The organism is Mangrovicoccus algicola, assembly GCF_014903745.1.
Taxonomy (GTDB): domain Bacteria; phylum Pseudomonadota; class Alphaproteobacteria; order Rhodobacterales; family Rhodobacteraceae; genus Mangrovicoccus; species Mangrovicoccus algicola.
In genome coordinates this window covers 1-11,700 of the sequence record NZ_JACVXA010000097.1, presented here as the reverse complement: position 1 = coordinate 11,700, position 11,700 = coordinate 1, and the positions used below count along the sequence as shown (strand labels likewise).

Below are 11,700 nucleotides of genomic sequence, written 5' to 3'. Positions count from 1 at the left end.
CTTCTAGACAAACAACCAAACCCCCGCAACGCGATTCTCGCCGAAATCACAAAAAAAGACAGGTGACCTTGCGGAATGCACCCCTGAGCGCCGCCGCACTGGCTCCCGGCAGCAGAATGCCCTAACGTCACCCCATTCTCCGGCACGGCCGGGACAGGGAGAGGAAACATGCATTTCAGCCATCCGGGCAGGAGAGATCGCCCGCTGCATCATGCTGCCGCCATGCTTGCCGCGCTTCTGGCCATATCCGGCCCTGCCATCGGTCAGGAGGATCCCTTTGCCGGGGGATGGGTCCTGGATGCGCCGGACTCCAGCCTGGCCTTCCAGTCGATCAAGACGCTGGCCGACGGGACGGTGAAGGTCGAATCCAACGGGTTTGCCGGGCTCGCGGGCGGCATCGACCCGGATGGCACCGCGCGGCTGCGGGTGCTGCTGGATTCGGTCGATACCGGCATCGACCTGCGCAATGTCCGCATGCGCTTCCTGTTCTTCGAGACCTTCCGCTTTCCCGAGGCGGTGGCGCAGCTGAAGCTGGATCCCGCAATGGTGGCCGGGCTGCCGGACAGCCGCCGCAGCACCCTGACCCTGCCCTTCACCCTGTCGATGCATGGCGCAACCGTACCGCTGGAGGCCCGGCTGGCCCTGACCCACCTGGACGGGGACCGGGTGTCGGTCGCGTCGCTGGAGCCGGTCTCGGTGCCTGCCGCCGCCTTCGGGCTGGACGCGAATGTCGGCAAGCTGGAGGAGGCGGTCGGCGGCATCTCGATCGTGCCCACGGCCACCGTCAGCTTCGACCTGCAATTCCGCCGCGGCCCGCAGACCGGCCCGTCGGCGCCCGACCCGGCAGCGCCGGGGCCGGACGGGGTCGCGCTGGAGGCGGCCGGGGATTTCCCGGTGGAGGCCTGCATCGGGCGCTTCGAGATCCTGTCGCGCACCGGCAATATCCATTTCGCCCCCGGAAGCGCGGCGCTGGACCCCGACAGCCTGCCGCTTCTGGCCAGCCTGCTGGACATCGTGCGGCGCTGTCCCGGCATGCGGGTGGAGATCGGCGGCCATACCGACAGCGACGGAAGCTGGGCCGCCAACCAGGCGCTGTCGGAGGCGCGCGCCCAGGCGGTGATGGACCATCTTCTCGCAGAGGGGATCGCGCCCGAGCAGCTGGCCGCCCGCGGCTATGGCGAAACCCGGCCGCTGGTGGCCAATGACGGCGCGGCCAACAAGGCACGCAACCGCAGGATCGGCTTCATCGCGCAGCCGCGCTGATCCGCCCCGGTCATCCCGCCACCAGCCAGTCGGCGAACAGCCGCGCATTGGCCGAGGCATGGGCATGGATGCGCAGGTAGAAGGGACAGGGGGAGATCATCGCATCCGGCACCAGCTGGACCAGCCGCCCGCTTTGCAGATGCCCCGCCACCAGCCCCTCCCAGCCCAGCACGGCGCCGACATCATCCTCCGCCGCCTGCAGCGAGATGAGATAGTTGTTCAGCGCGAATCCCGGCCCCTCCGGCGGCGGCCAGCCCAGCGTCTCGAACCATTCGCGCCAGTCGGTCCAGGCAAGGGTGCCCGACAGGGTGTGGATCAGCGGCACGCCCAGCAGGTCCGCCGCCGCGACGATCCCGTGCGCCCGGGCAAAGCCCGGCGACCCCACCGCCAGGATCCGGTCATGGAACAGGACCCGCGTCTCGTCGCTCTCGCGCTCGGGGCGGCCGTAATGGATGCTGAGATCCGGCGGCACCGCCCCCGGCCCCACCGGCACGATCCCGTCCTGCACCATCTGGGAAATCGCGATGCCGGGATGCGCCCGCCAGAAGGCGGCCAGCCGGGGGGTCAGCCACAGGCCGCTCATCGCCGTGGTCGCCGCGATCGTCACCCCGGCCTGGTCATGCCGATAGCGGATCCGCGCCACGCCGTCGGAGATCGTCTCGAATCCCCGCTGCAGCGACACGAAGAGCAGCGCCCCCGCCTCGGTCAGCTCCACCCCGCGATATTGCCGGGTGAACAGCGCCTGCCCCAGCTCCTGTTCCAGCGCCTTGATTCTGTGGCTGACCGCCGCGGGGGTGACGTTCAATTCGGCAGCCGCCTGCTTGAAGCTCAGATTCCGGGCAGCGCATTCAAAACAGGACAGATCGCCCAGCGAGGGCAGGTCATAGGGCTTGGACATGGCGCGTGTCGCTTTTGTGACGGAAAATGCCGCTCGCGCGACATCGCCGGGATAAGGTTAGCTGATCTAATCCTGGATGAGAATTTTGGCGATTGCCAAGCGCGAAGGCGCGGTTTTCTGCTGCGGAAAGTCACGCATCCGGCTTTGGAGCGCCGCCATGTCCGCATTCTCCGCCACGCTGTCCGACCTGCTCAGCCGCCACGTGCCGGGCCGTTCCCTCGCGCAGCCCTTCTATACCGCGCCGGAAATATTCCGGCACGACCTCGACACGATCTGGTACCGCGAATGGCTGTTTGCCCTTCCGGCCTGCCAGCTGGGCAAGCCCGGCAGCTATCAGCGGCTGAAAATCGGCGTCTACGACATTGTGGTGATCCGCGATAGCAAGGGCGGGATCCGCGCCTTCCACAATACCTGCCGTCACCGCGGATCGATCCTGTGCCGCGCCGCGCAGGGCCGCGTGGCCAAGCTGACCTGCCCCTATCACCAATGGACCTACGACCTGGACGGGCGGCTTCTCTGGGCGCGCGACATGGGCGGCGATTTCGACCCGGCCGCGCATGGGCTGAAATCCGTCCATTGCCGCGACCTGGCCGGGCTGGTCTATGTCTGCCTCGCCGCCGAAGCCCCCGATTTCGACGCCTTCGCCGAGACGGTGCGCCCCTATCTGGGCGTGCATGACCTTACGGAGGCCAAGGTCGCGCACCAGTCCTCGATCATCGAGAACGGCAACTGGAAACTGGTCTGGGAAAACAACCGCGAATGCTATCACTGCGCGGGCAACCATCCCGATCTGTGCCGCACCTATCCCGAGGATCCGACCATCACCGGCGTTTCCGCCGACGGCACCTTCCCCGAGAAGGTCGAGGCGCATTTCAACCGGCTTGAAGCGGCCGGCGCGCCCTCGCGGTTCCACATGGCCGAGGGCGGCCAGTACCGGGTGGCGCGGATGCCGCTTCTGGACGGGGCGGAAAGCTACACGGTCAGCGGCAAGATCGCGGTGCGGAAACGGCTGGGCCGGGTGCCGGTTCTGGATGCGGGCACGCTACTGCTGTTCCACTATCCGACGACCTGGAACCATTTCCTCAGCGACCATTCCCTGACCTTCCGGGTGATCCCGATCAGCCCGACCGAGACCGAGGTGACGACCACCTGGCTGGTGCACAAGGACGCCGTCGAGGGGGTGGATTACGACCTCGACACGCTGACCCGCGTCTGGATCAACACCAATGACGAGGATCGCCGCGTGGTCGAGGAGAACCAGCAGGGCATCAACAGCCCCGCCTATGAACCCGGCCCCTATTCGGCCACGCATGAGGACGGGGTGATGCAATTCGTCGACTGGTACCTCGCCCGGCTGCGCGCCGCCCGTCCGCCCCTGACCGTCGCCGCGGAATGAGCCTGCCCATGTCCCCGATGCCCCTGTCCCAGGACCCCTCCCTGCCCGGCCACTGGACCGACGAGGAGCCGCTGGAATGCGTCTCCATCCTGCCCGAGATGCGCGATGTCGCCACGATCTGCTTCCAGGCGCCGTCGGGGCGGGCCTTCCGCTTTCTCGCCGGGCAGTTCGTAACGCTGGAACTGCCGGTGCCGGGCGGGCCGCTCTACCGGACCTACACCATCTCCTCCTCGCCCTCGCGGCCGCTGTCGCTGACCGTCACGATCAAGGCCCAGCCGGATTCCATCGGCACCCGCTGGATTCTGGACAACCTGCGCCCGGGGATGCGGGTGAAGGCTCTCGGCCCGGCCGGGCGGTTCACCTCGGCACAGCACCCGGCAAGGAAATACCTCTTCATCTCGGCGGGCTCGGGCATCACGCCGATGATGGCGATGACCACGCTGATCTATGATCAGGGCCGGCCCTCGGACATCGTCTTCGTCAACTGCGCCCGCCGCCCGTCGGAAATCATCTTCCGCGAAAGGCTGGAACACATGGCCTCGCGGATCGAGGGGATCGACCTGAAATGGGTGGTGGAGGAACCCGACCGGTTCCAGCCCTGGACCGGCTACATGGGTCGGTTCAACCAGCTGATGCTGGGCCTCATGGCGCCCGACTACCTGGAACGCGAGGTGTTCTGCTGCGGTCCCGACCCGTTCATGACCGCGGTGCGCGAGGCGCTGGCCGGGCTGGGCTTCGACATGGACCACTACCACCAGGAAAGCTTCCAGGCGCCGCAGGTCCCCGGCGAGGTGGCCCCCGGCCCCGACCTGCCCGAGGATCCGCAGCCCGAGGCCGACCTGATGGCCGAGGTCGCCTTCGACATCACCGGCACCACCGCCACCGTGCCCCAGACCCAGACCGTCCTGGCCGCCGCGCGCGGCGCGGGCGTGGCGATCCCCTCGGGCTGCACCTTCGGGGTCTGCGGCACCTGCAAGGTGCTGAAGACCGCGGGCGAGGTGCACATGGTCCATAACGGCGGCATCACCGAGGACGAGATCGAGGAAGGCTATATCCTCGCCTGCTGTTCCAACCCGATGGGCAAGGTGGTCATCGACGCCTGAGCCCGGTCCTGCGTTGCGCAGGGGAAACACCGGAACGGTTCGCCCCCGTTAACCCTCTTGCCAGATGACGGGGACGGTGCCACAGACCCATCGCGAGACGGGAGGATCCGCCCATCCGGGAGGCCCCGCAGATCCGGGGCCGAGGTGGGACCATGAGAACGACGCGCGACCGCATGCGGCACGCCATCCTGTTCGAGCTTTGCGCGCTGGCCCTGTCCGCGCCGCTCGGCGCCGCCTTGTTCGGGGTGCCCGTGCTGGATTTCGGGATGCTGGCGGTGATGGGCACGACCATCGCCATGGGCTGGACCTACCTGTTCAATCTGGGATTCGACCACGCGCTGCGCCGTGCCGGGCGGCCGCAGGAAAAGACCCTGGGGCTGCGCATCCTGCACACGCTCCTGTTCGAGGGCGGGCTGCTGGTGCTGCTGGTGCCCCTGATTGCCTGGCACCTGGACGTGTCGCTGGGCCGGGCCTTTGTGATGGACGTGGTGATGGCCGGGTTCTACCTGCTCTACACCTTCGCCTTCAACTGGGGCTATGACATGGTCTTCCCGATCCCCGGCGAGGCCGAGACGGCGGCGATCCCCAGCGAGGGCCGCGCCGCCTGAGAGGCCCGGCCGCGGCGGCTCAGCCCATCCGCTCCGAGGCATATTCGCCGGGACTGGCGGGAAACACCACGGTCCGGTCGCCATTGAGAAACGCCCGGCCCTGCACATGCGCATGCACCGCGCGGCTCAGCACCGTCGCCTCCACGTCCCGCCCGAGGCTGACGTAATCCGCCGCCGACTGCGCATGGGTCACGCGGACCGTGTCCTGCTCGATGATCGGCCCCTCGTCGAGATCGGCGGTGACGTAATGCGCCGTCGCCCCGATCAGCCGCACGCCGCGGGCATGGGCCTGCCTGTAGGGGTTGGCCCCCTTGAAGCTGGGCAGGAAGGAATGGTGGATGTTGATGATCCGCCCCGACATCTCCCGGCACATCCGGTCCGACAGGATCTGCATGTAGCGCGCCAGCACGATCAGCTCGGCGCCGCTGCGCGCGACGACGCGCAGGATCTCGGCCTCCGCCGCCGCCTTGTTCTCCTTCGTCACCTCGATATGGTGAAAGGGGATGTCGGCATTCACCACCTGTTTCTGGTAGTCGAGATGGTTGGAGATGACCGCCGCGATCTCCACCGGCAGGGCGCCGATGCGCGCGCGGTAGAGCAGGTCGTTGAGGCAATGGCCGAAGCGGCTGACCATCACCACGATGCGGGCCTTGCGCCGCGGGTCGAGGAACCGCGCCTCCATGCCGAACCTCCCGGCCACCGGGGCGAACCCCTCCTCCAGCGCGGCGGGCGCGGTCCCGGCCGGGGCGAGGAATCCCAGCCGCATGAAGAACCGCCCCGCCTCCAGGTCGGTGAACTGCGCGCTGTCGAGGATGTTGCACCCCGCCTCGGCCAGATAGCCCGAGACCGCGGCGACGATGCCGGTGGTGGCGGGGCAGGACACGGTCATCACATGCGCCGTCTGGGCGGCGGAGGCAACAGTGGCGGCGGGCAGGTCGTCGGTCATCTTCGCTCCGGATCGGCAAGGGCGCGCGCAAGGCGCGGCAGGCGGTGGACGGGAGGCCCCCGCCGCCGGGGCCGGGCCGGGGCAATGCGGGGATTGCCGTGATCCTAGCCCGGCCGCCCTGTCCCCGATGGAAGGAATGCGACAGGCGCCGGGAAGGATTGCAACAGCCCCTAGCCCGCCGCCAGCCCCTGTCCCTTTTCCTGCGCCCGGCGCAGCGCCTGCGGGGTGGTGCCGAATTCGCGCCGGAACATGCGGCTGAAATGCGACGAATCGCAGAATCCGCAATCCAGCGCGATCTGGGCGATCGGCTTGTCGCCGGTCGTCACCTGGTGATGGGCCAGCGACAGGCGGATCGACAGGAAGGCCGCCTGCGGCGAGACATCCAGCGCAGCGCGGAAATGCCGTTCGATCTGGCGCTTGGAATGGCCCAGCCGCCGCGCGATCTCGGTGATCGACAGCGGCGAATCGACGGTCTGCTGCATCAGCAGCAGCGTGCGCAGCACCAGCGGGTCGCGCGTCTTGAAATCGAGCGTGATGCCCGGCTGCGGCTTCTCCGGCTCCAGCGCCTCGTCGATGATCATGATGCGCAGGCTCTTGCCCGCGGCGGCGCGGCCGATATGGCGATCCACCAGGAAGGCCGCCAGATGCGCCGAACTGGCCCCGCCCGAACAGGTCAGCCGGTCGCGGTCCACCACGAAGATCTGGTCCGCGACGGGGTTCAGCCCCTCGAACTGTTCCAGGAACTCGGCATGGTGGAACCAGCTGACGCAGCAGCGATAGCCCTGCATCAGCCCCGCCTGGTGCAGCATGAACGCCCCCGAGCAGACCCCCGCCAGCGGCACCCCCGCCGCGGCGGCGGCCTGCAGGAACCGCGTTTCCCCCGCGCTCAGCCCCGGCATCTCGTCCATCAGCCCGCCGACCACGACGATATAGTCGAACCGCGCCGGGTCGCCCAGCCGCGCCCCGGGCTGCACCGTGATCCCCGAGGAGGAAGCGACCGGCTCCATCCGCTCCGACAGCACGGTCCAGTTGCACAGGATCGGCCGCGACCGGTCCCCCTCATCCGCGGCCAGGCGCAGCACGTCGACGAAATTGGCGAAGGCGCAGAGCGTGAATCGCCGCGCCAGGATGAACCCCACCGACAGCCGCGCGGACCCGCGCCCGGCAGCCCCCCGGCGGGCGGCGGAACTGGAGACAGGGACAGGCATCGGCAGGCTCCCGGCAGGAAACGGACCGCCTGTCGTAGCGGTTTTCCCGTCCCGTCGCAATCGTCCTATTCAACCCGCCCCGCCCGGCGCAAGACTTGGACCCGCGCCCCCCGCACAGCCGGGGCCGGTCCGTCCCCCGGCCGGTCCCGGCGGCCGGTCGCGGCTGTCGCACCCCCACCCTGCCCCGCCCGGGGCCGCGCCCGCAGAGGATACAGATATGGCAGCTTTCCCCGACCGCGCCCGCGTCGTCATCGTCGGTCTCGGCGGGATCGTCGGCGCCTCGGTCGCGCATCACCTGATCGAGCGCGGCTGGGACGACATCGTCGGCATCGACAAGTCGGCCATCCCCACCGATATCGGATCGACCGGCCACGCGTCGGATTTCTGCTATGTCACCGGCCATGACCTGCTCAGCACCTGGTCCTCGATGTACTCGGTCGATTTCTACGAGAAGATGGGCCATTACAGCCGCATCGGCGGGCTGGAAGTCGCCCGCGTCGGCGACGACGAACGGCTGCAGGAACTGCGCCGCCGCTGCGACTCGGGCCGCGCCTTCGGCACCCGCGTGCAGATGATCACCCCGGCAGAGGCCAAGGAGAAATTCCCGCTTCTCGAAGAGGACCAGATCCAGGCCGCGATGTGGGATCCGGATGCGGGGCTCGTCGTGCCGCGCTCGCAGACCGTCGCGGGCAAGCTGGTCGATGCGGGCGAAAAGGCGGGCAAGCTGCGCGCCTTCGCCAATACCCCGGCGCTGGAGCTGATCCAGGAGAACGGCCGCGTGGTCGGCGTGAAGACCCATCGCGGCACGATCATGGCCGATCATGTCGTCGTCTGCGCCGGTCTCTGGGGGCGGCTGATCGCGGGCATGGTGGGCGAGGACCTGCCGGTGATGCCGGTCGACCACCCGCTGACCTTCTTCGGACCCTATGACGCATTCGCGGGCACCGGGCTGGAAATCGGCCGCCCGCTGCTGCGCGACCAGGGCAATTCCGCCTATATGCGCGACACCGGCGATCCGGCCACCACCGAGGGCGGCCAGATGGAATGGGGCTATTACTACGAGACCGAGCCGCGCATGGTGCATCCGCGCGACATCCTGGAAAAGGGCCAGGCGCGTCTGGGGCCGTCGATGCGCGACCTCGTGCTGGAGGACGTGATCGAGCCGCTGGAACGCGCGATGGAGCTGACCCCGATCCTGGCCGAGCTGGGCTTCAACGAAAGCCATTCCTTCAACGGCCTCCTGCAGACCACCACCGATGGCGGCCCCTCCATGGGCGAAAGCCGCAAGGTCCGCGGGCTGTGGTACGCCGTGGCGATCTGGGTCAAGGACGCGCCCGGCATGGGCAAGCTGATCGCCGACTGGATGACCGACGGGCGCACCCATATCGACCATAACCGGATCGACTATGCGCGCTTCTCGGACTTCCAGCTGGACGAGCAGTTCATCCATGACCGCTGCTGGGAAACCGCGAAGAAGATCTACAACCCGCCGGTCCATGTCCGCGAACCCTTCTCCAGGGGAAGGGGCATCCGCCGCTCGCCGTTCTACCAGCGCGAGGTGGAACTGGGCGGCTATTTCATGGAACTCGGCGGCTGGGAACGCGCCCATGGCTATGCCGCGAACGAGCATCTGCTGGAGAAATACGCCGACCAGGTGCCGCTGCGCGAGGCCGAATGGGACAACCGCCATTTCTGGCGCGTCTCCAATGCCGAGCAGCTTGAGATGTCCGCCGATTGCGGCCTGATCAACCTGTCGCATTTCCACATGACCGACATTTCCGGGCCGGATCACGTGGCGCTGATGGAATGGCTCTGCGCCGCGAAGATCGGCGGCGACGCCAATATCGGCCGCGGCATCTACACCCACATGCTCGATGACGAGGGCATGGTGCGGGCCGATTTCACCGTCTTCCGCATGGCCGACCGCTGCCGGCTGGTCAACGGCGCCGATGCCGGGCCGCGCGACCTGACCTATATGCGCCGCGTCGCGCAGGATCGCGGGCTTGACGTCACCATCGAGGAGGTGACCGAGGCCTTCACCACCATCGGCATCTGGGGGCCCAATGCCCGCGCGAACCTCAAGAAGGTCGTCGCGGATCCCGAAGCGCTCAACGTCGAGAACTTCCCCTTCGCCGCCATCCGCCCGATCGAGATCGCGGGCAGGACGGTCACCGCCTTCCGCATCTCCTATGTCGGCGAGCAGGGCTGGGAACTGCACATGGCCTATCAGGACGGGCTGGCGGTCTGGGACGCGCTGCGCGCCGTGGGCGTCATGGCCGTGGGGGTCGAGACCTATGCCAATTCCCGCCGCCTGGAGAAATCGCTGCGCCTGCAGAACGCGGATCTGATCACCCAGTACAACCTGCTGGAGGCCGATCTGGCGCGGCCCAAGGTCAAGGAGGCCGATTTCCGCGGCAAGGCGAAGCACCTGGAATACAGGGCGCGCGCGCATCAGCCCGCGATGCTCTGCACGCTGGTGATGACCGCGCATACCGATCGCAACGGCGTGAAGCGCTATCCGAACACGACAATGCCGGTCATGGATCCCGAGACCGGCGCGATCCTGATCGACGAGCTGGGCCGCCGCTCCTACACCACCTCGGTCTGCTACGGACCGAGCATCGGCAAGAACATCGCGCTGGCCTATCTGCCCTGGGAATACTGCCAGATCGGGCGCAAGCTGACCGTCACCTATTTCGACGAACCCTATCCGGTGGAGGTGGCGGGCGTGGGCTATGCCCCGCTTTACGACCCGGAAAACGCCAAGCCGCGCAGCTAGCGGCGCCCGGCCCGGCGGATCTCGGCAAGGGCGACCGCGGCCAGCACCGCCCCGGTTCCCACGAACAGCCACGCACCGATCCCGGCAAAGGCCAGCGCCCCGCCGATCCCGCCCAGGGCAAAGCACAGCAGCGTCAGCCCGTGCAGCCCCAGCCGGGGCAGCGCGGCGCGCCGCGCCCCCTGCCCGCCCAGCAGCGCCGCCAGCCCGATGCCGATATCCGTGGCCATGCCCGAGACATGGGTCGTGCGCACCCGGGCGCTCGAGATCATCGTGCTGACCGCGTTCTGCAGGCCCATGACAAAGCTCAGCGCCTCCACCAGCAGCCCCTCCGACAGACCGGCGGGCCGGGCCAGCATCGCCACGCCCAGCCCGATCAGCAGCCCCGCCTCTGCCAGCACCGCCCAGGCATAGACCGAGCGCAGCCCGCGCCTCTCGCCCGACTGGATCGCCAGCGCCGCCAGTGTCGCGCCCAGGATGAAGGCCGCCAGCAGCCCCGCGAAAGGCAGCGCGATGCCGATCTGCCCATGCGCGACGTGATCGGCGAAGGCCGAGATATTGCCGGTCATGTTGGCGGTGAAGGACCCCGCCACCAGGAACCCCACCGCGTTCAGCGCCCCGGCGATGCTGGAAAGAAGCCCCGCCAGGGACAGGTCGATCGCCGCGCTGCGCGCCGCGCCGGTCCGGATCAGCATTCCCCTGCCCCCTGCCGCCTCTGTCCCGGCGGCAGCCTAGACCCTGCGGGGGCCGGTGTGAAAGCGCCTCCCGCACCCGGCGCGGCCGCCGCGGCACGGCGTCCCGCCCCCGGGGGGACGGGCGCCGCCCCTGCCGCGCGGCCGGGATCAGTTGGCCAGAAGCACGCTGGCCAGCCCGACCACCGCGAGGACCTTCAGCGTCTGGCTGTCGACCCGCACCACGCGGTCGTCGATGACGCGGTATTCCTGGCCCTTGGGCGGCGCCTGCAGGCGGCCGTCGGGACCGGGCGTGACCGGGCGGCCGCCGCGGGCGCTGTCGCCGGGTTTCGGCGCGGGACGGGCGGGGGCGGATTGCGCCACCTGCCGCGAGGGGGCCCGGGCAGCCTCGCCCGGCCTGCCGCCCTCGCCGCGCGCCTGGCCCTGGTCCTGCCCGCGGGCGCGGTCGGGACCGCCCTGCTGGCGGCCGTCCTCCTTCCGGGCGCCCTCCTCACGGGCTCCCTCGTTCCGGGCGCCCGGCGCGGGGCGCGCCTGCGAATGGGCGCAGGTCTGGCTGTCGCGGTCCCGGCCGCAGCTGTCCTGCTGCTGGGCGGACCCGGGCTGCTGCGGCTGGGCAAGAACCGGCTGGGCAAGGTTCAGCGCGGCCATGACCGCGCCGGCGGCGAAGGCGAAACTGGTACGCATGGGGATTATCCTGTCTGTCTGCAAGGAAGGGAATGGGCCGGCCCCGCCCGCGCGGGACCGGTCCGGGGGCTCAGCGCGGCGCAGGCGCGGCACGGGGGCCGTCGCCCTGCGCCTGCGGGGCGGCAC

Annotated in this window: 10 protein-coding genes; 5 read left to right on the top strand and 5 right to left on the bottom strand. The window is 69.1% G+C overall.

The features are described 5' to 3' along the window. Nucleotides 1-168: 168 nt before the first annotated feature. On the top strand, nt 169-1,263 hold the full coding sequence (locus tag ICN82_RS19965) for an OmpA family protein (RefSeq protein WP_226898634.1): 1,095 nt from the start codon (nt 169-171) through the stop codon (nt 1,261-1,263). 10 nt (nt 1,264-1,273) lie between these two features. Here the strand turns inward: ICN82_RS19965 and ICN82_RS19960 are convergent, their stop codons facing one another. Then, a complete protein-coding gene (locus ICN82_RS19960) occupies nt 1,274-2,161 on the bottom strand; it encodes a LysR substrate-binding domain-containing protein (protein ID WP_193186733.1) in 888 nt (295 codons plus the stop codon). A 157-nt stretch (nt 2,162-2,318) separates the two neighbouring features. Here ICN82_RS19960 and ICN82_RS19955 point away from each other — a divergent pair, with 157 nt between their 5' ends. The 3 genes from ICN82_RS19955 (at nt 2,319) to ICN82_RS19945 (ending at nt 5,268) form a co-directional block, all read left to right on the top strand. Continuing rightward, nucleotides 2,319-3,557: an aromatic ring-hydroxylating oxygenase subunit alpha gene (locus tag ICN82_RS19955; RefSeq protein ID WP_193186730.1), complete on the top strand. Its 1,239-nt coding sequence runs from the start codon at nt 2,319-2,321 to the stop codon at nt 3,555-3,557. A gap of 8 nt (nt 3,558-3,565) precedes the next feature. Next, a complete protein-coding gene (locus ICN82_RS19950; RefSeq protein ID WP_407943775.1) occupies nt 3,566-4,660 on the top strand; it encodes a 2Fe-2S iron-sulfur cluster-binding protein in 1,095 nt (364 codons plus the stop codon). A 152-nt stretch (nt 4,661-4,812) separates the two neighbouring features. Further along, entirely contained in the window at nt 4,813-5,268 is a 456-nt protein-coding gene (locus ICN82_RS19945) for a PACE efflux transporter (RefSeq protein ID WP_193186727.1), read from the top strand. Nucleotides 5,269-5,287: 19 nt separating this feature from the next. Here the strand turns inward: ICN82_RS19945 and purU are convergent, their stop codons facing one another. Together purU and ICN82_RS19935 are read right to left on the bottom strand one after the other, a co-directional pair. Next, complete coding sequence (purU, locus tag ICN82_RS19940) at nt 5,288-6,214, bottom strand: formyltetrahydrofolate deformylase (protein WP_193186724.1); 927 nt, start codon at nt 6,212-6,214, stop codon at nt 5,288-5,290. A gap of 170 nt (nt 6,215-6,384) precedes the next feature. Next, on the bottom strand, nt 6,385-7,422 hold the full coding sequence (locus ICN82_RS19935) for a GlxA family transcriptional regulator (protein ID WP_193186721.1): 1,038 nt from the start codon (nt 7,420-7,422) through the stop codon (nt 6,385-6,387). Between the two features lie 217 nt (nt 7,423-7,639). On the opposite strand from ICN82_RS19935, the gene ICN82_RS19930 reads away from it, so the two are divergent. Next, a complete protein-coding gene (locus ICN82_RS19930; RefSeq protein ID WP_193186718.1) occupies nt 7,640-10,201 on the top strand; it encodes a GcvT family protein in 2,562 nt (853 codons plus the stop codon). Here the strand turns inward: ICN82_RS19930 and ICN82_RS19925 are convergent. After that, nucleotides 10,198-10,893: a YoaK family protein gene (locus ICN82_RS19925; RefSeq protein WP_193186715.1), complete on the bottom strand. Its 696-nt coding sequence runs from the start codon at nt 10,891-10,893 to the stop codon at nt 10,198-10,200. The genes ICN82_RS19930 and ICN82_RS19925 overlap by 4 nt on opposite strands. Nucleotides 10,894-11,040: 147 nt before the next feature. Beyond that, nucleotides 11,041-11,574 (bottom strand): hypothetical protein, encoded by a 534-nt coding sequence (locus ICN82_RS19920; protein ID WP_193186712.1) that lies wholly within the window; start codon nt 11,572-11,574, stop codon nt 11,041-11,043. Nucleotides 11,575-11,700 lie beyond the last annotated feature (126 nt).